The 22,842-nt window shown below is 70.0% G+C and carries 24 protein-coding genes, 1 tRNA gene and 2 pseudogenes; 15 read left to right on the top strand and 12 right to left on the bottom strand.

Features of this window, described 5'->3' with window-relative positions:
* Positions 1–30: 30 nt before the first annotated feature.
* A complete protein-coding gene (gene murI / locus AC1VNH_RS04160; protein ID WP_483112686.1) occupies positions 31–861 on the bottom strand; it encodes a glutamate racemase in 831 nt (276 codons plus the stop codon).
* Between the two features lie 41 nt (positions 862–902).
* Between murI and AC1VNH_RS04165 the strand changes: the two genes are divergently transcribed.
* Positions 903–2,207, top strand: coding sequence for a nicotinate phosphoribosyltransferase (locus AC1VNH_RS04165; protein ID WP_483110051.1), 1,305 nt, complete (start codon positions 903–905; stop codon positions 2,205–2,207).
* Positions 2,208–2,217: 10 nt separating this feature from the next.
* Here the strand turns inward: AC1VNH_RS04165 and AC1VNH_RS04170 are convergent, their stop codons facing one another.
* Genes AC1VNH_RS04170 through AC1VNH_RS04180 form a run of 3 tightly spaced genes read right to left on the bottom strand, consistent with a single transcriptional unit; the run spans position 2,218 to position 5,784 of the window.
* The gene (locus AC1VNH_RS04170; RefSeq protein WP_243227542.1) at positions 2,218–2,484 is read right to left on the bottom strand and encodes a DUF3039 domain-containing protein; all 267 of its coding nucleotides are present in this window, start codon (positions 2,482–2,484) and stop codon (positions 2,218–2,220) included.
* A gap of 40 nt (positions 2,485–2,524) precedes the next feature.
* Positions 2,525–4,096 (bottom strand): hypothetical protein, encoded by a 1,572-nt coding sequence (locus AC1VNH_RS04175; RefSeq protein ID WP_483110052.1) that lies wholly within the window; start codon positions 4,094–4,096, stop codon positions 2,525–2,527.
* A complete protein-coding gene (locus tag AC1VNH_RS04180; protein ID WP_483110053.1) occupies positions 4,072–5,784 on the bottom strand; it encodes an ABC transporter ATP-binding protein in 1,713 nt (570 codons plus the stop codon). Before AC1VNH_RS04180 ends, AC1VNH_RS04175 begins: the two co-directional genes overlap by 25 nt.
* Before the next feature lie 192 nt (positions 5,785–5,976).
* Between AC1VNH_RS04180 and AC1VNH_RS04185 the strand changes: the two genes are divergently transcribed.
* Positions 5,977–6,669: a phosphocholine cytidylyltransferase family protein gene (locus AC1VNH_RS04185; protein WP_460740535.1), complete on the top strand. Its 693-nt coding sequence runs from the start codon at positions 5,977–5,979 to the stop codon at positions 6,667–6,669.
* A gap of 47 nt (positions 6,670–6,716) precedes the next feature.
* Positions 6,717–7,613 (top strand): hypothetical protein, encoded by an 897-nt coding sequence (locus tag AC1VNH_RS04190; RefSeq protein WP_483110054.1) that lies wholly within the window; start codon positions 6,717–6,719, stop codon positions 7,611–7,613.
* 13 nt (positions 7,614–7,626) lie between these two features.
* Here AC1VNH_RS04190 and AC1VNH_RS04195 read toward each other — a convergent pair whose 3' ends face one another.
* The gene (locus AC1VNH_RS04195; RefSeq protein ID WP_483110055.1) at positions 7,627–8,910 is read right to left on the bottom strand and encodes a CDP-glycerol glycerophosphotransferase family protein; all 1,284 of its coding nucleotides are present in this window, start codon (positions 8,908–8,910) and stop codon (positions 7,627–7,629) included.
* 40 nt (positions 8,911–8,950) lie between these two features.
* Here AC1VNH_RS04195 and AC1VNH_RS04200 point away from each other — a divergent pair, with 40 nt between their 5' ends.
* A complete protein-coding gene (locus AC1VNH_RS04200; protein WP_483110056.1) occupies positions 8,951–10,045 on the top strand; it encodes a glycosyltransferase family 2 protein in 1,095 nt (364 codons plus the stop codon).
* Between the two features lies 1 nt (position 10,046).
* Here the strand turns inward: AC1VNH_RS04200 and AC1VNH_RS04205 are convergent, their stop codons facing one another.
* The 5 genes and pseudogenes from AC1VNH_RS04205 to AC1VNH_RS04225 all read right to left on the bottom strand — a co-directional run.
* Positions 10,047–11,495, bottom strand: coding sequence for a CDP-glycerol glycerophosphotransferase family protein (locus AC1VNH_RS04205; protein ID WP_483110057.1), 1,449 nt, complete (start codon positions 11,493–11,495; stop codon positions 10,047–10,049).
* Positions 11,492–12,280, bottom strand: coding sequence for a CDP-glycerol glycerophosphotransferase family protein (locus AC1VNH_RS04210; protein ID WP_483112687.1), 789 nt, complete (start codon positions 12,278–12,280; stop codon positions 11,492–11,494). The genes AC1VNH_RS04205 and AC1VNH_RS04210 overlap by 4 nt, the downstream gene beginning before the upstream one ends.
* A gap of 110 nt (positions 12,281–12,390) precedes the next feature.
* Positions 12,391–12,750 (bottom strand): annotated as a pseudogene (locus AC1VNH_RS04215) (CDP-glycerol glycerophosphotransferase family protein); the annotation flags it as partial.
* A 48-nt stretch (positions 12,751–12,798) separates the two neighbouring features.
* Complete coding sequence (locus AC1VNH_RS04220; protein WP_483110058.1) at positions 12,799–13,113, bottom strand: PDZ domain-containing protein; 315 nt, start codon at positions 13,111–13,113, stop codon at positions 12,799–12,801.
* A gap of 136 nt (positions 13,114–13,249) precedes the next feature.
* A pseudogene (locus AC1VNH_RS04225) lies at positions 13,250–13,819 on the bottom strand (S1C family serine protease); the annotation flags it as partial.
* Between AC1VNH_RS04225 and AC1VNH_RS04230 the strand changes: the two are divergent.
* From AC1VNH_RS04230 to AC1VNH_RS04240, 3 genes are all read left to right on the top strand, one after another.
* Positions 13,776–13,898 carry a hypothetical protein gene (locus AC1VNH_RS04230; RefSeq protein ID WP_483110059.1) on the top strand — a complete coding sequence of 41 codons (123 nt, stop codon included), beginning with the start codon at positions 13,776–13,778 and terminating at the stop codon, positions 13,896–13,898. The pseudogene AC1VNH_RS04225 and the gene AC1VNH_RS04230 overlap by 44 nt on opposite strands.
* 81 nt (positions 13,899–13,979) lie before the next feature.
* On the top strand, positions 13,980–14,147 hold the full coding sequence (locus AC1VNH_RS04235; RefSeq protein WP_483110060.1) for a hypothetical protein: 168 nt from the start codon (positions 13,980–13,982) through the stop codon (positions 14,145–14,147).
* Between the two features lie 257 nt (positions 14,148–14,404).
* The gene (locus AC1VNH_RS04240; protein ID WP_483110061.1) at positions 14,405–15,604 is read left to right on the top strand and encodes an aminotransferase class I/II-fold pyridoxal phosphate-dependent enzyme; all 1,200 of its coding nucleotides are present in this window, start codon (positions 14,405–14,407) and stop codon (positions 15,602–15,604) included.
* A gap of 1 nt (position 15,605) precedes the next feature.
* Here the strand turns inward: AC1VNH_RS04240 and AC1VNH_RS04245 are convergent, their stop codons facing one another.
* Positions 15,606–16,409 (bottom strand): carbon-nitrogen hydrolase family protein, encoded by an 804-nt coding sequence (locus AC1VNH_RS04245; RefSeq protein ID WP_483110062.1) that lies wholly within the window; start codon positions 16,407–16,409, stop codon positions 15,606–15,608.
* 86 nt (positions 16,410–16,495) lie between these two features.
* Between AC1VNH_RS04245 and AC1VNH_RS04250 the strand changes: the two genes are divergently transcribed.
* A tRNA-Met gene (locus AC1VNH_RS04250) sits at positions 16,496–16,569 on the top strand.
* A gap of 78 nt (positions 16,570–16,647) precedes the next feature.
* Here AC1VNH_RS04250 and AC1VNH_RS04255 read toward each other — a convergent pair.
* A complete protein-coding gene (locus tag AC1VNH_RS04255; RefSeq protein ID WP_483110063.1) occupies positions 16,648–17,130 on the bottom strand; it encodes a MarR family winged helix-turn-helix transcriptional regulator in 483 nt (160 codons plus the stop codon).
* A gap of 76 nt (positions 17,131–17,206) precedes the next feature.
* On the opposite strand from AC1VNH_RS04255, the gene idi reads away from it, so the two are divergent.
* Genes idi through AC1VNH_RS04290 form a run of 7 tightly spaced genes read left to right on the top strand, consistent with a single transcriptional unit; the run spans position 17,207 to position 22,744 of the window.
* Positions 17,207–17,761 (top strand): isopentenyl-diphosphate Delta-isomerase, encoded by a 555-nt coding sequence (gene idi, locus AC1VNH_RS04260; protein WP_483110064.1) that lies wholly within the window; start codon positions 17,207–17,209, stop codon positions 17,759–17,761.
* Positions 17,758–18,816, top strand: a complete 1,059-nt coding sequence (locus AC1VNH_RS04265; RefSeq protein WP_483110065.1) for a polyprenyl synthetase family protein — start codon at positions 17,758–17,760, stop codon at positions 18,814–18,816. Before idi ends, AC1VNH_RS04265 begins: the two co-directional genes overlap by 4 nt.
* A complete protein-coding gene (locus AC1VNH_RS04270; protein WP_483110066.1) occupies positions 18,813–19,685 on the top strand; it encodes a phytoene/squalene synthase family protein in 873 nt (290 codons plus the stop codon). The genes AC1VNH_RS04265 and AC1VNH_RS04270 overlap by 4 nt, the downstream gene beginning before the upstream one ends.
* On the top strand, positions 19,682–21,235 hold the full coding sequence (crtI, locus tag AC1VNH_RS04275) for a phytoene desaturase family protein (protein ID WP_483110067.1): 1,554 nt from the start codon (positions 19,682–19,684) through the stop codon (positions 21,233–21,235). Before AC1VNH_RS04270 ends, crtI begins: the two co-directional genes overlap by 4 nt.
* Positions 21,235–21,561: a lycopene cyclase domain-containing protein gene (locus tag AC1VNH_RS04280; protein WP_483110068.1), complete on the top strand. Its 327-nt coding sequence runs from the start codon at positions 21,235–21,237 to the stop codon at positions 21,559–21,561. The genes crtI and AC1VNH_RS04280 overlap by 1 nt, the downstream gene beginning before the upstream one ends.
* On the top strand, positions 21,558–21,863 hold the full coding sequence (locus AC1VNH_RS04285) for a lycopene cyclase domain-containing protein (RefSeq protein WP_483110069.1): 306 nt from the start codon (positions 21,558–21,560) through the stop codon (positions 21,861–21,863). The genes AC1VNH_RS04280 and AC1VNH_RS04285 overlap by 4 nt, the downstream gene beginning before the upstream one ends.
* Positions 21,860–22,744 (top strand): prenyltransferase, encoded by an 885-nt coding sequence (locus AC1VNH_RS04290; RefSeq protein ID WP_483110070.1) that lies wholly within the window; start codon positions 21,860–21,862, stop codon positions 22,742–22,744. The genes AC1VNH_RS04285 and AC1VNH_RS04290 overlap by 4 nt, the downstream gene beginning before the upstream one ends.
* Positions 22,745–22,842: the final 98 nt, after the last annotated feature.

Consider the following 22,842-nt stretch of genomic DNA (forward strand, 5'->3'; position numbering starts at 1 on the left):
GGGCGGATGCGGGAAAGTCGGGATGCGGCGTCAGGACGCGGTGGTGCGCGGCAGATCGATCGTGCCGGTCTGCACGAGCTGCACCTGACGCACCTCACGCCCCATGAGGCGGTGCGCGAGCTGGATGAAGTCGTCGGCCGACGAGCCCGTCGCCTCGTACACGTGCTGGGCCACGGCGTCGGGGCCCGCCAGCAGGTCACGAGAGACGAGCTGACGGTAGACGTCCTTCGCCGTCTCGGTGTCGCTCGAGACGAGACTCACGCCCTCGCCCATGACGTAGCTGATAGCGCCTTCGAGGAACGGGTAGTGCGTGCAGCCGAGCACGAGCGTGTCGACGCCCGCGTGGCGCAGCGGCTCCAGGTAGTGCTCGGCGACCTGCAGCACCTCGGGCGAGCCGGTCACACCCGCTTCCACGAAGTCGACGAAGCGGGGGCAGGCCTGCGCGAACACGGTGACGTTCGGGTTCACCTCGAGCATGTCCTGGTAGGCGCCGGATCCGATCGTCCCGGTCGTGCCGATGACGCCGATGCGGCTGTTTCGGGTCGTCGCGAGTGCGGTGCGCACGGCGGGACCGATGACCTCGACCACGGGCAGGTCGTAGCGTTCCCGCGCGTCGCGGAGCACCGCTGCCGACGCGGTGTTGCACGCGATGACGAGCATCTTCACGCCCTGCTCGACCAGCGTGTCGAGGATCTCGAGCGAGTACCGGCGCACATCCGCGATCGGCTTGGGGCCGTAGGGCGAGCGCGCGGTGTCACCGATGTAGAGCAGCGATTCCCGCGGAAGCAACTGCGAGATCGCGCGGGCGACGGTCAGGCCACCCACTCCGGAGTCGAAGATCCCGATCGGCGCGTCGTTCACCACGATCACTCAGCCTACCCGCGCTCGATAGAGTGACCGCCATGCCCGAGACGACGTCGCTGCTCACCGACCGCTACGAGCTGACCATGATCGAGGCGGCGCTGCGTGACGGCACCGCCTCACGTCGCACGGTCTTCGAGCTCTTCGCCCGGCGCCTCGCGGGCGGACGCCGGTTCGGCGTGGTCGCGGGAACCGGCCGGTTACTCTCCCTGCTGCGCGAGTTCCGCTTCGAGGACGACGAGCTGCGGTACCTGCGCGACAACCGCGTGGTGGATGCGGACACGCTCGCCACCCTCGCGGACTTCCGCTTCACCGGGTCGATCACCGGCTATCGCGAGGGAGAGTTGTACTTCCCCGGCTCCCCCGTGCTGACCGTCGAAGGCAGCTTCCTCGAGGCGGTGATCCTGGAGACCCTCGCCCTCAGCGTGCTCAACCACGACTCGGCCGTCGCCACAGCGGCCGCGCGGATGTCGCTGGCCGCCGGCGACCGGCCGCTGGCCGAGATGGGCTCGCGACGAGCGGGCGAGCGTTCGGCCGTCGCCGCCGCGCGAGCCGCCTACATCGCGGGATTCGGGGCGACGAGCAACCTGGAAGCGGGACGCACCTGGGGCATCCCCACGATGGGCACCGCCGCGCATGCCTGGACGCTGCTGCACGAGCGCGAAGAGGATGCCTTCCGCGCGCAGATCGCCGCTCAGGGTCTCGGCACGACCCTTCTGGTCGACACCTACGACATCGAGCGGGGCGTCGAGACGGCGATCCGCGTCGCGGGCACGGGTCTCGGCGGAGTGCGCATCGACTCGGGCGACCTGCCCGTCGTCGCGGCGCGCGTGCGGGCGCAGCTCGACGCGCTCGGCGCCACCGACACACGCATCACCGTGACCAGCGACCTGGACGAGTACGCGCTGGCGGCACTGGCCGCATCCCCCGTCGACGCGTACGGCGTCGGCACCTCCGTCGTCACGGGTTCGGGCACACCCACCGCCGGGATGGTCTACAAACTGGTCGCGCGCCAGGATGCCGACGGCACGTGGGTCAGCGTCGCCAAGGCATCCGCAGAGAAGACCTCGACGGGCGGACGGAAGACCGCATTCCGACGCCTGCGCGACGGAATCGCCGAGGCGGAGCTCATCCGCATCGACGCGGCGGACTCACGGGTCGATCTCGCGGAAGCACGAGCCCTACAGGTGCCGCTCGTGGCGCACGGCGAGATCGACGCCTCCCACGAAGGACCGGAGGGCGTGCGCGCCGCGCGCGCCCACCACCTCGAGGTCCGCGGCGAGCTCCCCCTCGCGGCGCACGGTCTCAGCCGGTCGGATCCGGCGATTCCCACCCGCTACCTGTGAGGGCTATGCGTCACTGCTGCAGCGACTCGTAGATCTCCTTGCACGACGGGCAGACCGGGAACTTCTCCGGGTCGCGACCCGGGGTCCACTTCTTGCCGCACAGCGCACGCACGGGCTTGCCCGTGATGGCCGACTCGAGGATCTTCTCCTTCTTCACGTAGTGCGAGAAGCGCTCGTGATCGCCGGGCTCGATGCTCTCTTCGCGGATGAGCTCTTCGAGCTCACGGTCGAGGGTGGCGAGGCCGCCCTGGTCGGGGCTGTCGGCAGGGGTGCTCATGGTCAGCAAGTGTAGCCGCGAGGGCTGCGTGCGGCTCTGGTCACGAGCTGGTCGCGGCGAACTCCATGAGCTCGCTCTCTCGCCGTTCGAACACCCGCGAACCGACAGCGAGACCCACACCGAGCACGACCACACCCGTCGCCGCTCCGCCCACGAGTGCGGCGAGGCCGAAGGACGGGTCACCCGAGACCGCGAGCCATGCCCACCACAGCGTCGGCACGCTGACCGCAAGCGCACCCAGCATCACGAGCGCCTGCGAAAGGATGCCGGCAGATCCCGTGCGCTGGGGCTGCTGGAACGGGCTGTCGCCCGGACGCGAGACGGTGTACGGAGCGGCTGCCGAGGCGATCGAGGAGAGTCCGAGACCGGACAGGAACAGGCTGATCGTCACTCCCGCGAGCGCCGGCAGGTGTGCCCAACGCCCGTGAATCGCGACCGCCACCGGAACGGCGACGGCGAACGTCGGCACCGCGATGAGCAGGATCGGCACGAGACGTCCGACGCGGTCAGAGATGCCGCGCACGCCGGAGGCGACGTGCATCCACACCGCGGTGGAGTCGTAGGCCACATCGTTGTGGGGCAACCATCCGAAGAAGAGCGCGATGATCGGCACGGGTACGAGGGCGACGTACTCGGCGGGTACACCGGCGACCAGCAGCGGGATGGTCGTCAGCAGCGCCGCGACCGGCACCACGAGCACGTTCACGCCGTAGCGGCGGTCGCGCAGCCAGTACGTGAGGCTGCGCGCGGCGATGGCGCCTCCCGCAGTGCCGGGAAGCACCGAGAACCATCCCATGCCGCCGCGCTCTCGCGCGGCGAGGGGACGCTCGATCGACGTGAGCGCACGGCGCACGATGGCGTACCACGCCCAGCCGAGCAGGGCGATCGTGACCACCGCGACCGTCAAGGCCAGCCAGAGCCCGCCGACATCGCCGATCGCGGCCAGTCCCGGCAGTGCCCAGGCGGCTCCGATCGGGGTGAACGCGAGCACGTGAGCCGCCACGTCGAGCTGACTGGGAACCGCATCGCCCCAGTCGAGTGAGGCGAAGAACACCCCCACCGGCACGAAGACGACCAGCAGCGCGAGGATGAACAGCCCCGTGAGCTCGCGCGACCGACGCGGGAGCGTCCACATCGAGGCCAGTCCGGCGGCCACTCGGGTGAGCAGCGTCGCCGTGACCACGCCCAGCAGAGGTCCGATCACCGCCGGCGCGCCGGCATCCTGCGACAGCCACATCACCGCCGTCGCCACGGCCACCGCCGTCAGCGCCAGCACGGGCACGCTGATGACGCTCGCGAGCAGGATCGCCCCGGCCAGGGGTCTGGGTTCGAGTCCGAAGGTCTGGAATCGCCGCGGGTCGAGCTGGTCCGGGCTGCCGGAGATAGGCGGCGCGAGCGCATAACCCACCGCGACCGCGCTGCCGCCGAGGACCGTGACGACGAAGGCGGACTGTGCGGTGACCGCTTGGAGCGCGATCTGGGCGATGCCGGCGGCGACGACGCCGCCCACGACCAGCACGCTCGCGATGATGGCCCGCCAGCGCTCTGCGGCGTCGCCGCGCAGCGCCCCGATCAGCAGAGCCGCCCTCAGTCGGAGAACGTGTGCAGCCATTCGAGGCCCTCCACCTCGTTCGAGCCGCCGACGAGCTCGAGGAACCGCGCCTCGAGCGTCTGCTCGCCGCGGACCTCGGCTACCGTGCCGTCGACCAGCACCTGACCGGAGACGATCACCGCCACGCGATCGCACACGCGCTCGACCAGATCCATCCCGTGGCTGGAGAGCAGAACGGTCCCGCCGTGCGACACATACGTGCCCAGGATGTCGAGGATCACCGAGCTCGAGACCGGGTCGACGGCCTCGAAGGGCTCATCGAGCACGAGCAGGCGAGGCGAGTGGATCAGGGCTGCGGCAAGCATGATCTTCTTGGTCATGCCCGCGGAGTAGTCGGAAACGGACCGGCCCAGCGCAGAGGTCAGGTCGAAGGCGCGACCGAGGTCGGAGGCGCGGCGCTCCACGGTGTTCGCGTCGAGCCCGCGCAACAGCCCCGCGTAGGACAGCAGCTGGCGACCAGTCAGGCGATCGAAGGTGCGCAGCCGGTCCGGCAGCACACCGATCAGCTTCTTGGCCTCACGTGACCGGATGCGCGCGTCGACGCCGGCGACGCGGATGGTACCCGCATCCGGCTTCAGGAGTCCGGCGATCATCGACAGGGTCGTGGTCTTACCCGCGCCGTTCGGCCCGACGAGGCCGTAGAACGTGCCGGCGGGCACGACGAGGTCGATGCCGGCGACCGCGACGGTCGCTCCGTAGGACTTGGTCAGTCCGCTCACCTCGAGTGCCAGAGCGGGTTCGTTCGCAGGCGCCGTCGTCTCGGCGACGTCGGCGAACAGCCGCTCGCCCTCCTCATCGTCGGCACGCTCGGTCACGACGACGGTCTCGGCTCGTGCCAGTGTGCCGTCGGGAGTCTCATCGTCCGCTTCGGTGACGGGAGAACCCTCCCCGATCGGCTCGGGTTCCTCCTCCACGATCTCGACGGCCACCTCCTCTTCGACCGTCTCGACCGGATCGACCGGGGGCACTTCCGCAGGCCCGGCATCGTTTTCCTCGGTCGCCGCGTCCGCCGTGGGGACGACGGGCACCGCGTCGAGCACCTCGGGCGAAGCGGCCTCGACGGGCGCCTCGACCGGCACGATCATGTCATCGGCAGTAGCGGGCTGTTCCCCATCCGACGGCGCGGGCCGCGGCGGCAGGGGCGGTTTGGGCGGGATGACGAAGTCCATAGGTACCGGCGCGTCGATCGGGGCCACTGGCGGCGTCTTGGCGGCTGTCGAGCGCGGCGTCTTCGCTCCCGACGGCGCTGCCTTCGTCCGCGGCGCCGCGGTGCGCGGCTTGGGCGCGGTCTCGCCGGCACGCGCTGTCGTCGTACGTGCCGCCGGCTTTCGCGGGGCCGCGGGCTTCTTCGCCACGGCCGGCTTCTTCGCCGCGGCAGGGGCGGCCGCATCCTCTCCCGACGGCGTCGCGGTGCGCTTCGCCGCGGTCGGGCGCTTCGCCGCGGGCTTCTTCGGAGCGACCGGTGCCGCGGCCTCTCCCTCGGCCGGCGCGGCCGCGGACGCGGCGGCTGACGTGGCCGGCTTCTTCACCGCGGGCTTGCGCGCCGCAGCCGGGCGAGCGGATGCGGGGCGCGGAGAGCGCGGCGTCGACGGACGCGCGGATGCCGGCTTCTTGGGAGCTTCGGAGACCTCCTCGACGGAGCCGTCGTCGGGCGTGGGCGCGTCGGAACCGGAAGGAGTGGAGGTCACTTCACCAACGTACCAACCGCCCCTGACGATCCCATCGGTGGGATACGGCCGCGTCTCCGATTGTCACGAATCCACAACGGCAGGGGGCAGATCTGCGGCCTTCCAGGTGGCCCGGATACCATGGGCACGGCACAAAGGAGTGTTTCGTCGGTGAACCGACCGTGAACTTCGACTCCAGGAGCGATGAACCTTATGAGACTTCAGACTGTGATCCTTGCCGCCGGCATGGGCTCGCGCCTCGGCCGCAGCCTGCCGAAGCCGCTGACCCAGCTGAACGACGGGCGCAGCATCATGCGCCAGCAGCACGACAACATCCGCGCCGCTTTCGGCACGGATGCCAAGATCACGACCGTCGTCGGGTATCGCGCCGAGACCATCGTCGAGGCCTTCCCGGAGGCCGACTACGTCTACAACGAGCGCTACGACCAGACCAACACCTCGAAGAGCCTGTTGCGCGCACTGTCTGCGACGGGCAAGGCTGGCGTGCTCTGGATGAACGGCGACGTGGTCTTCGATCCCCGCGTGCTGGGTCGCGCCGTGGCGCTCATCGAGCGGGAGCAGTCCTTCGTCACCGTCAACACCGCGAAGGTGAGTGACGAAGAGGTCAAGTACACCGTCACGAGCGAGGGCTTCATCAAGGAGCTGTCCAAGACCGTTCGCGGCGGCATCGGCGAGGCCGTGGGAATCAACTACATCTCGCGCGCCGACAAGCGCTCGTTCATGCACCACCTCGCGCGCGTCGACGACCAGGACTACTTCGAGCGCGGTCTCGAGCTCGCTATCCAGCACGACGGTCTCCTGCTCGAGCCGATGGACATCTCCGACCTGTACGCCGTCGAGGTCGACTTCGCCGAAGACCTCGAGCGCGCGAACCAGTTCGTCTGATCCGCAATCCCCCGGCACCGTTCAGCCGGGCCGCTTAGCATCGCAGCATGCCGGAGAAGGTCCACCGCATCCACAGCCTGCCGGACGAATCACCGTGGCAGGGCGGGATCCCACCAGTCGGGTCGAGTGAGCACCCGTTCACCGTCCGCGCCCTCGACCGTGTGCTCGCCGTCCAGCGGCCCGTGGTGCTGGCGCATCTGCGCAGCATCCGGGTACGTCACCCGCGCGCCACGACGGTCGAGATCGTGCGGATGCTGGAGCGCCGCTACCTCGCGGCGGTGACCACCGGCGGGGCCGCCGTCGGCGCGACCGCCGTGGTGCCCGGCATCGGTACGGGCGTCACGTTGGCGCTGAGCGGCGTGGAGACTCTCGGCTTCCTGGAGACGACGACGCTGTTCGCGCAGTCGGTCGCCGAGGTGCACGGACTCCCGGTGGAGAACCCCGACCGGGCCCGCGCGCTCGTTCTGACGCTGCTGCTCGGCCAGGAGGGGATCGACCTGGTCACCCAGCTCGCGCGTCAGGCCGGCGGCAAGGGTCCCTCGCGCAGCACCTACTGGGGCGAGTTGATCACCACGACCCTCCCCCGCGCGGCGCTCGGTCCGCTCGTGGACCGACTGAAGACCTCGTTCGTGCACCGGTTCGCCGCGCGCGGCGGCGCCTCGTTCGTCGGCAAGGCGCTGCCGTTCGGCGTGGGCGCGGCGGTGGGCGGCGCCGGCAACCATCTGCTCGGGCGCCGCGTGATCACCACTTCTCGACGCGCGTTCGGGATGCCGCCCATCGATCTGCCCGCGGAACTCGAGCCTCGCCCGGGCGCGGCGCCGATCGAGCGGCTCGCGGGGCGGGGCCTCGCGCGCACCGGCGGACTCGTGGCCCATGCCGCGGGATCCGCGACCCGGCGCGCGCGGGACGCAGCGAAGGCGCTCGGCTCCGCGCGGCGCAAGTAGCAGCGTTTCCGGGTCAGGACGCCTCTTCGCGCCCTGCGTTCGAGTCGAGCTCCGCCTGTGCCGCGGCATCGTCCGCGTCACCGCCTGCTCGTGCGTGCCACTGCTCCCACTCCTCCATCAGGCGTGCGATCGCGGCGTGGAAGCGCGCGGTCGGAGCCCCGGGCGAGGTGTCGCCGAAATAGTGCTCCACCCAGTGGGCCAGTCGCGCGACGGCGTCCGGGTCCACGACCAGGCGATCGACCTCGTCGAGGATGCGGGGGGCGTCGGCGGCGTCCAGCCATTCGCACGCCGAGAGATAACCGCTCGTGTCGACCGCGGCGCGCTCGTCGACCGGGCGCGTGATGAGTAGCGGCTTGTCGGCGGCGAGGCGGTCGTAGACCATGGCGGAGATGTCGACCACGGCGACGTCGGAGGCGGCCAGCTGCCAGCCGAGTTCCGGCCCGTCGTCGTAGACGTGCTGAGCGGAGGGGTCGGCGGCGTTCGCCGCCGCGATCGCCGCGACGATGCGTCGATGCGCGGCCAGGTACTCGTGGTCAACCACGCCACTGCGCGGATGCGGCCGGTAGATGAGGCGATGGCGCGCGGAGCCGAGCACGGCCGAAGCAAGCGCCTCTCCGTGACTGGCGATGGATCCGTAGAACGCCGAAGGTCGATCACCCTCCCATGTCGGCGCGTAGAGCACGACCGTACGATCGTCCGGCGTGTAGGGCAGCACCCCGGAGTAGTGGTCGGCTTGCGGTCGGCCGATGGCGATCGTGCGGGTGTCGAGGTCGTAGTTCCAGAGCACGCGTCCCAGACGCTGGCGAGCCGCATCCCCCGCGATCAGGGCATAGTCGTATGCCTTGAACTGATTCGTGGTCATGTACATCTTGTCGGACTCGCCGTGGTTGATGAACACGTGCCAGCGGTGCCCGTAACGGAACATCTGGAAGTTCCGGGTGTTCTGGTTCACGTACAGCACGATGCGCAGCCCCTGCGCGGCCACGACCTTCTCGAGGTCGCGCACGGTCGGCACGAAGGCGACGGGCAGCTCGCTCTCTGCCATGATCGCCGCGGCCGAGGTCGCGTTGCGGCTGAGCACCAGGACCGGCCAGGTCTCGGCGAGCTTCTGGAGCGGCTTGTACCACTGACGCATCTGGTAGAGGTTGACGGCACCGTCGGCGAAGTAGACGCCGATGCGGAAGTGACCGACGGGCAACGGGGTGCGCATCGCCCGCACCTCGCGGACGGCGGAGCGGTTGTCGAGGACCTTCCGGAGGAGTCCCCGCGCCTTGCGGATGTCTGATGCCAGGCCCATCCTTCCAGCCTAACCAGCGCACGCATGGGATGATCTTCGGATGCATGTCGACGCGGGGGGCCATCGTGACGCCCCGGTTCCCGCCGCCGAGGCAGGAGTGTCGTTCGTCATGCCCGTGCTCAACGAGGCGCGATATCTGGAACGCGCCGTGCAGAGCGTGCTCGCCCAGCAGACCCCCGGCCCCATGGAGCTCGTGGTGGCGCTGGGCCCCTCGTCTGACGGCACCGACGCGATCGCCGAGCGTCTCGCCGCCGAAGACGACCGCATCCTGCTCGTGCGCAACCCCGACGCGGACATCCCGACGGGTCTGAATCTCGCGATCGCCCGCAGCACCCTTCCGACCATCGTGCGCGTCGACGCGCATTCCGAGCTGGCTCCGGGTTACACGGCGCGGGCCCTCGAGACGCTCGCGCGCGTGCGCGCCGCGAACGTCGGCGGCGTGATGCAGGCCGACGGCCGCACGCCCTTTCAGCGCGCCGTCGCCCGCGCCTACAACTCCCCGTTCGGTCTCGGCGGCGGGGCGTATCACGGCGGGCGGCGCGAGAGTGCGGCCGAGTCCGCGTATCTCGGCGTCATGCGCCGTGTCGTCGTCGACGAGGTCGGCGGATTCGACGAGTCGCTGCGACGCGGCGAGGACTGGGAGTTGAACCTCCGCATCCGTCGCGCGGGATACCGCGTCTGGTTCGATCCCGCTCTGCGCGTGACCTACTGGCCCCGCGAGAGCTGGCAGCGACTCGTGCGCCAGTTCCGGGCCACCGGCGCCTGGCGCGGCGAGTTGGTGCGCCGCTACGGCCGCCGCAACTCACTCCGCTTCTTCGCGCCGCCGGTGCTCGTGGCCTGCGTGGCCCTCGCCGTCGCGACCGCAGTACTGCAGCTCACCGGCATCCTCTCGGGCGTCCCCGCCCTCGTCGCGAACGCCGTCTACCTGCCCGTGGTCGCCTACGCCGTCCTGGTCGTCGGCGTCGCGCTCGGCCCCGGGGGCGGCAAGGGGTGGCGTGACAAGCTCTGGACGATGGGCGTCCTGCCCTCGATGCACCTTGCGTGGGGTGCCGGGTTCATTCAGGGACTCGTGCGCGGTGCGCGGGACACGGTCGACACGTCGCGGCTCGGATCACGCAATACACCGCTGCCGTGACTCAGCCGCCGATCAATCCCTGATCCAGGATGCGGGCGACGACGCGCTCCGCCGCGTGGCCGTCGTCACGCGCATTGAACGCGCGCTGCCACGCGGCGTACCGGTCCGCGTAGGCCGCCGAATCCTGCGTCAGGGCAGCGGTCAACTCCTCCTGCGTACGCACGAGCGGGCCGGGGGCGCGCTCGGCGAGATCGAAGTAGAACCCGCGGAGGCGTCCCCGGTAGTCCTCGAGATCCGGTACGAAGAAGAACACCGGCTTGCCGGTGACGGTGAAGTCGAACATCACCGACGAGTAGTCCGTCACCAGCGCGTCGGCGGCCAGCAGCAGCTGGGCGGTATCGGGGAAGCCCGTCACGTCGACGACGCGCGCACCCTCGGTGTCCGTACCCGGCAGCAGCGTACGCGAGTGACCGCGCACCAGCACGACCGCGCCGGAGTCGGCCGCGAGCTTCTCGGCATCCAGGAAGTCCACGATCTGCTCGCGGTCGTCGCGCCAGGTCGGCGCGTAGAGGATGACGCGTTCGTCCTCGCCGATGCCCAGGCGTCGGCGCACCGCCGCCGCATCCCCCGTGCGCAGCACGTCATTGCGCGGGTATCCCTCGACCCAGATCGGTCGGCGCAGAAACGCATAAGCCCGGCGCAGGATCGATGCCGCATAAGGGTTCTGCGCCAGCAGCACATCCCAACGGAGCGATTCGCGCACGACGGCGACCGCCCGCCGCGGGTCGAAACCGGGCCGATGCAGGGCCAGCCGCTTCAGGGGGGTGCCGTGCCAGGTCTGGACGACGTGCTGTCCCGGCCGGCGCACATACCTGCGACGCATCCAGTCATTGACCACCAGCAGACGCGAGACCGCGCGGGCCCGCCACCAGTCCGGGCTCCCCTCGACGACGGGGATCGCCCCTTCCGGCACCTCGACGGAGAGGTCGACGACGCTCCAGTACCGCACGAGGCCGGGCAGCCGCTCGCTGAGCACCCGATCGATCGCGAGCGGGTTGCAACTGGCGTTTCGTCCGTAGAAGCTCTCGAAGAAAACCGCTTCTTCCAACGGCTCACGCCCGGTCGCGTACCGCCGCTCGAGGGCGCCCTGCGCTTCGCCGGCGTCGTACGCCGGATCGACGGGCGGTCCGATCTCGAGCTCCCACCCCGTCAGCGTCGCGCGCACCGGTCCGAGTTGCGCGAGCGAGAGGGGCTCGGGGGCGTCAGGGGCCTCCGCGGAGGCGGCGGGTGCGACGTGCACCCGGTAACGCCCGCTCGGCAGCGGAAGAACCGGCCCGCCCCAGCGGGAGGCGGAGAGCGTGAGCGTCGCCGTCCACGTCTTGCCTCGACCCGTCAGCGTGGCCGCCGCCCGCGCACGGGCGCCGATCAGCTCGACGCGTTCGGGCCGGGCGCCTGTTCCCCGCAGGACAAGCGCAGGCGCGCTCCCCGTGATCCACTCCGCCGTGGTCATGCGATCTCCTTACGAGGCTCGTTGCCGCCGATGGCGGTCATGATCGCCTGGTAGACCCGCTCAGCGTTACGGCCGTCGCGGTGCGCGTGCACCGCCGCATCCAACCGCCGGGCACGCTCCAGCCGCGCTCGGCGCACGTCGTCGTCGGAGAGCACTGCCGCGATCTGCGTGAGTGTCTGCTCCCAGTCGACGGCGACATCCGATCCTGCGACGTCGGCGTAGCTGCCGTAGAAGCCGCGACGACGGGCGTAGTCGTCGACGTCCGGCGCGAAGTAGACGACCGGCAGCGGCACGAGCGAGGAATCGTAGGCCAGCGAGGAGTAGTCGGTGACGAGCAGATCCATGCCCGGAAGCACCGGCGTGACATCGGCCAGACGGTCGCTGCCGAGCAGGTGCACACGCTGCGCCCCCTCGGGCGGCGCGTACTCTCCGGCACCCAACGGATGCGGGCGCACGATCAGTCGTGCGCTGTGCTCGTCGAGCAGGGACGTGATCCGCTCCCAGTCGGCGGCCGTCGGGATCGCCGGGTCCTCGTCTCCGTCGCGCCAGGTCGGGGCGTAGAGCACGAGCCGGTCGTCCGCGAGCGGACCGAGCAGTGCGTCGAGCTGGCGGCGGGCGCTCTCCCGGCGCTCATCCGCAGTCCCCCGCGACAGCACGTCGACGCGCGGCTCTCCGACGACGGGCACGCGCGAGTCGTCGAGCGAGAACGCCGACTCGAGGCGGCCCCGCACGAGGTGGGATGCGGCCGGCAGGAGGCGGATCCGGCGTGTCGCGCTGCGGTACATGAGCGCGAGCAGACGACGTACCAGTCGGGATGACGGGAGGAAGGACTGCGCAGTGTTTCGGGAGAGTCGATGCCGATGCGCTTGAGCGGGATGCCGTGCCACAGCTGGACGAGGTAGGACCCGGACACGGTGTAGCGGTTGACGTCGCCGAAGCCATGCGTGACGACGACGACCTCGGCGCGCGCCGTGAGCCAGAGTCCGCGCAGCGAATCAGCCCGAACGTGCGGGATGCCTCGAGATGCCGCATCCCGCGCCTGCGCATCGGTGCGGATCAGCCAGACGGCGCGGTGGCCGCGCGCGACCGTCTCGTTCCAGACAGCGAGGCCGCCGTCGGCGATTCCCGCCGCCGATCCGAACACCCAACTCCCACGCGCCCGTGGCACGAGCAGCGTGAGGGCGCGTCCGGCGGCATAGAGAGGGATGGCGAGGAGCTTCTTCGCATTGCCGTCGCCGAACGAGAAGGACGCCACCTCGCGAGCCTATCGCGAGGTGGCGTCCGAACCGTCGGAGCGGTGTGGTTACTGCAGCGTGCCCAGCGTGAGCTTGGCCGTCTCGGTCCTGCCGTCGCGGACGTAGCTCAGCGTGGCCTCGGAGCCGCCGGCGGCCGCACGCACCTGAGCGGTGAGATCGATCGCGTTGGTGACGGGAACGCCGTTGAACTCGGTGACGATGTCTCCGGAGCGCAGCCCCGCGCCGGCGGCCGCGCCGCCCGAGGACACGTCCTGGATGTAGGCGCCCTGGATCGTGGCGTTCTTCTGCGACGCCGCGTCGGCGACGGTCGCTCCGAGCAGGCCGTGCGTGGCACTGCCGTCCTTGATGATCTCGTCTGCCACGCGCTGGGCGATGTTCGCGGGGATGGAGAAGCCGACGCCGATGTTGCCCGACTGCCCGCCCGACGAGCTTGCCGCCGGAGGACGCGATGGCCACGTTGATGCCGATGAGCCTGCCGTCGGAGTCCACCAGCGCGCCACCCGAGTTGCCCGGGTTGATCGCCGCATCCGTCTGGATGACCGCGATCTTGATCGTGGCGTTCGGGGACTGCTGCTGTTGCTGCTGCCCCTGCCCGAAGTCGAACTGGAACGGGCTCTCCTGCTGGCCCTGACCGCCGTCCTCCTTGGTGGAGGAGTCGTCGGGCGCCGCCGACGAGGCGATCTCGATGGAACGGTTCAGGGCACTGACGATGCCGGTCGTGACCGTGTTGTCGAGACCGAGGGGGGCGCCGAGCGCGATCGCCTGGTCTCCGACGTTGAGCTTGCTCGAGTCGGCGAAGTCGATCGGGGCCAGCCCTGATGCGTCCGTCAGCTTGATGACTGCGAGGTCGTACGTCGGGTCGGTGCCTACGACCGTGGCCTGGTAGACCTTGCCGTCGGAGGTCGTGACCGACAGCGTGGGATCGGCCGTGGCGCCGTCGAGCGTCACCACGTGCGTGTTGGTGAGCACGTAGCCGTCCTCGGAGAGCACCACACCGCTGCCGGTGCCGCCGCCGTTGCTCGCGGTGGCCGAGATCGTGACCACGCTGGGCAGGACCTTGGCGGCCACGGCGGTGACGTTGTTGACCTTCTGCGTGTCGTTGACCGTCACGACGGTGGGGCTGCTGGCCGCCGTCGTCTGTGTCTGACCCCACATGCTGATGCCGGCGTAGGTCCCACCGACGCCCGCGGCGCCGCCGACGAGGGCCGCGGCAACGAGCAGACCCACCGTGCGACCGGCGGTCGACTTCTTGCGCACCGGCGCGGACGGCGCCGGGCCGCCGAGCGGCAGCGTCGGAGCGGTCTGGGCGCCGGGGCCGAACGCCTGGCCCGATGCGGCTGCACCGGCTGCGGGGACGCCGTATCCGGCGGGCGCCTTCGGGTACGAGGCGGGGTAGGGCGGGCGCGGCGGCATGGCCGGCGCAGCAGGTGCAGCCGCGGCCGGCGGGGTGGTCGGCACGTCGGACGCGGGAGCCGGCTGCGGCGATGCGGCGGGCGCGACGGGTTCGGACACAGAGTCTTCGGATTCGGGGCGGGAGCCCTGGTTGTCACTCATGGTTGCTCCTTCTGGACGGGCGATCTTCACTGTGACCGTCGTCTCTGTGGTTTTCCTATGCCAGCCTTGGGACAGCCCTATGGGACTAACGTGTGCTGAATGCGAAACCAGAACGCACCCTGGCACCGGGTGGCCGCGGGCGCCGGACTCCTGGGCTCGGACGGCACCCCTGCACCTACGATCTTCGCAGAGATGAGCGCGCTGGCGGCCGAAACGGCTGCCATCAACCTCGGCCAGGGCTTCCCTGATGAGGACGGCCCAGCCGAACTCCTCGACATCGCGCGTGAGGCGATCGCGACGGGTGTCAACCAGTACCCGCCTGGTCGCGGCACGGCGGATCTTCGCCTCGCGATCGCCGAACACCAGGCGCGGTTCTACGGGCTGCGCATCGATCCGGATCGCGAGGTGCTCGTCACCGCGGGGGCCACCGAAGCGCTTGCCGCGACCCTCCTCGCGCTCGTCGGTCCGGGCGACGAAGTCGTCGTCTTCGAACCCCACTACGACGCTTATGCGGCGGATGTGGCGCTGGCCGGCGCGACGCTCGTGACCGTGCCGCTTCGATGGCCCGATTTCCAGCCGGACCTCGATCAGCTCGCCGCCGCCGTCACGGACCGCACCCGCGTCATCCTGCTCAACGATCCCCACAACCCCACGGGTGTCGTGTTCGCCGATGAGGTGCATGCGAAGATCGTGCGCCTCGCGCATCGGCACGACGCGATCATCGTGACCGACGAGGTGTACGAGCATCTGGTGTTCGACGGCCGCCGCCATGTGCCTATCGCGACGCTGCCGGGCGCTGCCGAGCGCACGATCTCGATCTCGTCCGCGGGCAAGACGTTCTCGGTGACGGGATGGAAGATCGGTTGGGCCACGGGGCCCGCATCCCTCATCGACGCTGTGCTCACGGTCAAGCAGTTCCTGACGTATGTCAACGGTGCGCCGTTCCAGCCGGCCGTCGCCGCAGGGCTTCGCCTGGACGATGCCTTCTTCACCGGCGTCGGCACCGCGCTGCAACGCAAGCGCGACGTACTGCGCGAGGGCCTCGGCTCCGCCAGGTTCGTCCCCTTCCGCGCCGGTGGCTCCTACTTCACGGTGGCGGATGCGGCCCCGCTCGGCGTGAGCGACGCGCACGAGTTCTGCCGCCGCCTTCCGCACGAAGCCGGGGTCGTGGCGATCCCGCTGACGGCCTTCGCCGCGCGGGAAAGACAGCACGAGTACGCGAGCCTCGTGCGGTTCGCGGCCTGCAAGCGCCCGGAGGTCATCGCCGAGGCCATGCACCGTCTGACGGCGCTGACCTGAGTCAGCGCGGCACCACGCGGTAGCGCCGCAGCTGCAACGCCGGGTTCACCGCACGGATGCGGGCGAGCTCGTCGAGGTCGATCGGCGCCACGGCAAGCCCTTCTCCTACGGCGAGCCCGGCAAGGGTCACACCCTGCGGATCGAGGATGACGGAGTGGCCGACGCCGATCGGGGCGGGATGATCCGCCGCCGCGACGAACGCCGTGCTCTCGATCGCGCGCGCAGCGAGCAGCGTCTGCCACTGCTGCTCCTTCAACGGGCCGCGGACCCATTCGGCCGGCACGAGGATGACGTGCGCGTCGGCATCGACGATGCGGCGCGCGGCCTCGGGGAAGCGCAGGTCGTAGCAGGTCATGATGCCGAAGACGACGCCGTCGACGGTGAAGGTCTGGGGCTTGTCAAGGTCTCCCGGCGCGACCCAGTCCGACTCCTGCTGCCCGAAGGCGTCGTAGAGGTGCTGCTTGCGGTAGCTCGCGACGACACCCGAGGCGTCGACCGCGACGACGGTGTTGTGAACGCGGTCCGCATCCGCCGCCTCGACCAGACCCGCCACCAGGGTGAGGTCTTCCCGCACAGCGATCTCGCGCAGACCCCGCACGAACGGCCCGTCGATCCCGGGCTCTGCGTTCTGGCGCAGCGACGCGTCGAAGGGGTCGACGAAGAAGCTGCTGTACTCCGGAAGCACCAGCACGCGGGCTCCGCGGGCGGCGGCCTGCGCCGCGAGCAGACAGATGCGATCGAGGTTGGCGGAGCGGTCGGCGATCGGCGCGAACTGCGCGACGGCGAGGGAGAGAACGGCGGGCACTCCCCCATCCTCCCGGCCCGGAGGGACCTCGGCAACCGCCTCGATTCGCGCACTGCTCGAACGCGTGCTAGTGTTATCTCTTGTGCCGCGGGGTGGAGCAGTTCGGTAGCTCGCTGGGCTCATAACCCAGAGGTCGCAGGTTCAAATCCTGTCCCCGCAACAAAAAGAAGGCCCGGATCCTCGGATCCGGGCCTTCTGCTTTGCTCAGGAAGCCCTGGTCACACCGGATTCTCGCTCCTCAAGCGTCGGGGTCGATGCCGATCGACATCCGTTCGAGGAAGTCGGCGATCACGGCGAGCTCCGTCGGCGAGTAGTCGAACGCGACATCCCTCATCGCGTCGATGCTGTCGCGGAAGTGGTGCGTGAAGTCGGTGCGGGACTTCTCCGTCAACGAGATGAGCCTCGCCCGGCGATCCACCGGATGCGGCTTGCGCACAACATGCCCCGAGTCCTCGAGACGGTCGACGAGCTTCGTCGTGGAGGCGGTGGAGATCCGTAGGTGCCGCGCGATGTCGTGCGGGCTGACGTCCTGTCCCCGCTGCTCGCGGATGATGAGCATGCGCAGAGCGGCGAGGTCCGTGGCGTTCATGTCCATGTCGCCCTTCATGCCGCTGTACATGCGATCCATGGCGTCGCTGAAGGCGCGCACGGCCGACAGGACGCGCCATACTGCGCGATCCATATCACGCGACGTATCGTCGGAGTCAGCGGGACTCGCCATGTGGACACCCCCTCAGGTCGTATGTATGCTCGATCGAACTCGGTTAGCTAGTAAAACTAGCAAAATGGAAGGGCGCATGGACGAGATCGAACAGGTCATTCTTGTGGATGACGAGGGCAACCAGATCGGGACTGCGCCCAAGAGCAGTGTCCACGGTACAGACACCGCGCTGCATCTCGCCTTCTCCTGCCATGTTCTGGATGACGAAGGTCGCGTCCTCGTCACCCGTCGAGCCCTGCACAAGCGCACCTGGCCCGGCGTGTGGACGAACTCCTTCTGTGGACACCCGCGGCCCGCCGAGCCCGTCCTGAACGCGGTGAAGCGTCACGCCGACTCCGAACTCGGACTGCGCCTGACCGACATCGAACTGGCCCTCCCCCTCTTCCGGTACCGCGCCACCGACGCGAGCGGGATCGTGGAGAACGAGATCTGCCCCGTCTACGTCGCCCGCGCCGAGAACGTGCCGCAGCCCAATCCGCTCGAGGTGCTCGAGACGCAGTGGGTGCACCCCGCCGATCTCGTGACCGCGCTGGATGCCGCCGAGTGGGCGTTCAGCCCCTGGCTCGTGCTGCAAGCACGTCAGCTCGATCTGTTCGTCACCCAGCGGCGAATACAGGCGGCGACGCGATGATCTCCTGGCTCAGCGCGGACAACCGCGCGGGGATCGACGCGGCGGTCGATGCGGCTCTCGCCCGCATCCGTCGCCGCGCGACCGACGGCGCAGACGCCTACGCCGCGCTCACCGCCGCGGTCACGCGCGCGGCGACCGGAGGAAAGCGCTTCCGGCCGGCCAACGTCGTGGGCGCGTATCTCGCATTCGACGGCGCAGACCAGGCGCTGCCGGCGGTCTACGAGGTCGCTGCCGCCTTCGAGCTACTGCACGCGGCGTTCGTCGTCCATGACGACGTCATCGACCACGACGTCCAGCGTCGTGGCGTACTGAACATCTCCGGGGAGTTCCGAACGCGCGCCACCGCGGCAGGAGCGTCCCGCTCGGGCGCGAACGATCTCGGCGACGCCGCGGCGATCCTCGGGGGCGATCTGCTGTTGTACGAAGCCACCCGCATCCTCGCGCTCGTCGACGTGCCCGCCGCCACCCGGACGGCACTCGTGGAACTCTTCGACGACGCCGTGTCGGTCTCGGCTGCTGGCGAGCTCGCCGACGTCGAGAACGCGCTGGGACTGCACGCGGCGGAGGCCGCGTCCGTGCTGACGACCGCACACGACAAGACCGCCGTGTACTCCTTCGACGCGCCGCTGCGCGCAGGTGCTCTGCTCGCCGGCGCGAGCGAGCCCGAGCTCGAGGCGCTGCGCCGCGCCGGCGGTGCGCTGGGACTCGCCTTCCAGCTCGTCGATGACCTGATCGGCGCGTTCGGCACGGCCGACCAGGCCGGGCGGGATGCGGGCAGCGATCTTCGCGAGGCCAAGCGCACTCCGCTCGTGGTCCTGGCGCAGCAGGGGGCGGGCCGCGATGCAGTCGCGGAGGCGCTCGCGGTCGCACACACGGGGCCCGTGGCTGTGCTCGCCGCGCAGCGCGCGCTGGATGCGACAGGCGCCCGCGAGCGTCTCGCGGTGCTCATCGACGAAACGCTCCGCTCCGCGCGAGCCGATGCCGCCACACTCTCCCCCGCAGCTGTCGCCCTCGTCGACGAGCTCGCGACCCGCATCGCGGAGAGGATGCCGTGAGCGCGCGCGATCAGCCGAGCGGGCTCTCCCTCTACGACCGCACGGCGGTGGCGGCCGCCGCATCCGTCATCCGCGCGTACTCCACCTCGTTCGCCCTCGCGACCGGGCTCCTCAGCCCGCGCACACGCCCCCACATCCGCAATGTCTATGCGCTCGTTCGCGTCGCGGACGAGATCGTGGACGGACCGGCCGGAGAGGCCGGGCTCGACCGCGAGCGGCAGCAAGAAGTGCTGGACGCGTTCGAGCGCGAGACCCGTGCAGCCGTCGAGCGAGGATTCAGCGCGAACCTCGTCGTGCATGCCTTCGCCCTGACCGCCCGCGAGTGCGGAATCGGCGAGGACCTGACGGCCCCGTTCTTCGCCTCGATGCGGACGGATCTCGGCGTGCGTGAACACGACGACCTGTCGCACGACGCGTACGTGTACGGATCGGCCGAAGTGGTGGGGCTGATGTGTCTCGCCGTCTTCGAGAACGCCGGACGCCGGTCCCCTTCCGCGCCCCCGGCCGAGCTCGTGATGGGCGCACGCGCGCTCGGGCGCGCCTTCCAGGACGTCAACTTCCTTCGAGACCTGGAGCACGATGCGGGAGCCCTCGGACGGGACTACCTCGCCGTCGACGGCGTCGCGCGCACGCGGGACGACGTGCTCGACCGGATCGATCGAGACCTCGCAACGGCAGCCGCCACCGTCCCGCTCCTGCCTTCGGACTGCCGCAGGGCCGTCACGGCGGCCCACGATCTCTTCGCCGCACTCTCCGCGCGCCTACGCCAGGCGTCCGACGAAGGGCGCGTGCGTGTTCCCACATCGCAGAAGGCGGTTCTCGCCGCCCGCGCCTGGCTGGGCGCCGCACCCCTGAAGGAACGCTCATGATTCGCACCGTCGTCATCGGAGGCGGGATCGCGGGGCTCGCCACGGCCGCCCTGCTCGCGAACGACGGGCACGAGGTGGCCCTCCTCGAGGGGCGTGACGCGGTGGGCGGCCGGGCGGGCTCGTGGGAGCGCGACGGCTTCCGCTTCGACACGGGTCCCAGCTGGTATCTGATGCCGGAGGTGTTCGACCACTTCTTCCGCCTGCTCGGCACGACGACCGCAGAACAGCTCGATCTCGTCGATCTCGTGCCCGCGTACCGCGTCTATGCCGAATCCCACCTCGATGAGGCACCCGTCGACGTCGTATCTGGTCGTGAAGAAGCGACCGCCCTGTTCGAGTCGATCGAGCCGGGAGCCGGTGCGCGTCTGGATGCGTACCTGGACTCGGCCGGCGAGGCGTACGACCTCGCCGTCTCCCGCTTCCTGTACGACACCTACGAGTCGCTCGGCAACCTCACGGACCGTTCGATCCTGCGTCGGCTGGGCCACCTGACGCGCCTGCTGACCCAGCCGCTGCAGTCCAGGATCGACAAGCGCTTCACCGACACGCGCCTCCGCCAGATCCTCGGTTACGCCGGCGTCTTCCTGGGCGGCTCGCCGTACCAGCTGCCGAGCCTCTACCACCTCATGAGCCACCTCGATCTCGATGATCGGGTGCGCTATCCGCAGGGGGGCTTCACCGCGCTGATCGACGCCATCGCGCGCGTCGCGACCGAGCGCGGCGTCGTGATCGAGACCGGCGTGAACGTCGATCGCATCCTCGTCGCCGACGGCGTCGCGCGCGGCGTCGTCACCGCCGACGGGCGCCGCTTCGACGCCGACGTCGTGGTCTCCACCGCCGATCTGCACCATACGGAGACCCGCCTCGTCCCCGAGCGGTACCGCACCTACCCGGAGTCCTGGTGGCAGTCGAAGACGCCGAGCTACGGCGCGCTGCTCGTGCTGCTCGGCGTGACGGGCGAGCTCCCCGAACTCGCCCACCACACGCTCCTGTTCACGGAGGACTGGCGTACGAACTTCGCGGCCATCTTCGGCGACGCGACCCGCATCCCGGATCCGGCGTCGCTCTATGTCTGCCGCCCCAGCGCGACCGACCCCTCCGTCGCGCCCGAGGGCCACGAGAACCTCTTCGTCCTGGTGCCCATCCCCGCGGATCCGAGCCTCGGCCACGGCGGTGTCGACGGGGCCGGTGACGTCGTCATCGAGCGCGCGGCGGATGCGGCCATCGATCAGATCGCCGCATGGTGCGGTGTTCCCGACCTGCGTGATCGCGTCGTCGTGCGCCGCACGATCGCCCCCGGCGACTTCGAGAGCGACTTGCACGCCTGGCGCGGCAACGCACTGGGTCTCGCGCATCCTCTCACCCAGAGCGCCCTGTTCCGGCCCCGCAACGCCTCCGCCAAGGTCGAGGGACTGTACTACGCGGGCGCGTCCGTGCTGCCGGGCATCGGACTTCCCATGTGCCTGATCTCCGCCGAGCTCGTGGTCAAGCGGCTGCGCGGCGACCGCTCGGCGGGCCCTCTCCCCGAGCCGGTGGCCGAGGCGGTGTGATGCCGGGGCTCTACCTGCTGGCGCTGCTGGTCAGCATCGTCGGAGTGGGCGCACTCGATGCCCGGTTCCGGCTGGCGCTGTGGGCCCGGCCGGGGCGCACCACGGCAGCCGTCGGGATCGGAACCGCTTTCTTCCTCCTCTGGGATGCGGTGGGCATCGCCACGGGCGTCTTCGTCAAGGGCGGCAGCCCCCTGCTCGTCGGCATCGATCTCGCCCCGCACCTGCCGCTGGAGGAGCCGGTGTTCCTCGCGTTCCTGTGCTACCTCGCGCTCGTAGTGCACGCCGCATCCCTGCGGATCACCAAACGCAGACGGGATGCGGCGTGACCTACCCGCTCATCGTGCTGCCGTTCGTGCTGGTGACCGCCATCGTCACCGCGGTCAGCGCCCGCCGGCCGGGCTTCGCCCGACGGATGCGGGCCAGCGTCGCCTGCGCCATCGCGCTATTCGCGCTGACCGCGGTCTTCGATAACGTGATGATCGCCCTCGATCTGTTCACCTATCCCGCCGAGCATCTCAGCGGCATCCGGATCGGACTCGCCCCGATCGAGGACTTCTCCTATCCGCTGTGCGCAGCGTTCGGCGTTCCCGCCGTGCTCTCACTGCTCCCGACTCGGAAGACCGAATGACCGACCTCCGCCCCGCCGACATCCTGCGCACGCTGTTCGTCTCGTCGCGCCCCGTGAGCTGGATCAACACGGCGTTCCCGTTCGCGGCGGCCGTCGTGATGACCACACGCACGGTGGATCTCACCCTCATCGTCGGCACGCTGTTCTTCCTCGTCCCCTACAACCTCGCGATGTACGGTGTGAACGACGTCTTCGACTACGAGTCGGATCTTCGCAATCCGCGCAAGGGCGGAACGCACGGCGCGGTCCTCGATCGGCGGATGCACCGGATCACCCTGTGGGCGGCGGCGCTGTCGTGCCTGCCGTTCGTCGTGTACCTCGTCGCGGTCGGCTCGCCCGCATCCTGGGTCGTGCTCGCGCTCAGCCTGTTCTTCGTGGTGTTCTACTCGGCGCCGCCGCTGCGCCTCAAAGAGGTGCCGTTCGCCGATTCGATGACGAGCAGCATCCACTTCTTCTCGCCCGCCGTGTACGGGCTCGTCCTCGCGGGCGCGACCTTCACGCCGGGGCTCATCGCCGTCCTCGTCGCCTTCGCCCTGTGGGGCGTCGCTTCCCACGCGTTCGGCGCCGTGCAGGACGTCACCGCGGACCGCGAGGCCGGCATCTCCTCGATCGCGACGGTGCGCGGCGCGCGGTGGACCGTGTGGTTCGCGCTCGGATGCTATCTCGCGGCGGGTCTCGTGATGCTCGCGTCGGCCTGGCCGGGACCGCTCGGAGGCTTGCTCGTCATCCCGTACCTGCTCACCCTCTGGCCCTACCGCTCGATCACCGATGAGACGTGCGAGCGGGCCACGGTCGGCTGGGGACGGTTCCTGTGGCTCAATCAGCTGGGTGGCTTCGGCACGACCCTGCTGCTCATCTGGTACGCGCTGCTCACCGCCTGACGCGGCTCGCCCGCATCCCTTCGACTCGAACCATCGAGACTGCATCTCCGTGACGAGATCACGGTATTTACCCGTGATCTCGTGCGGCGAATGCAGTC

The sequence above is a fragment of the Microbacterium sp. KU4F genome, assembly GCF_056868075.1.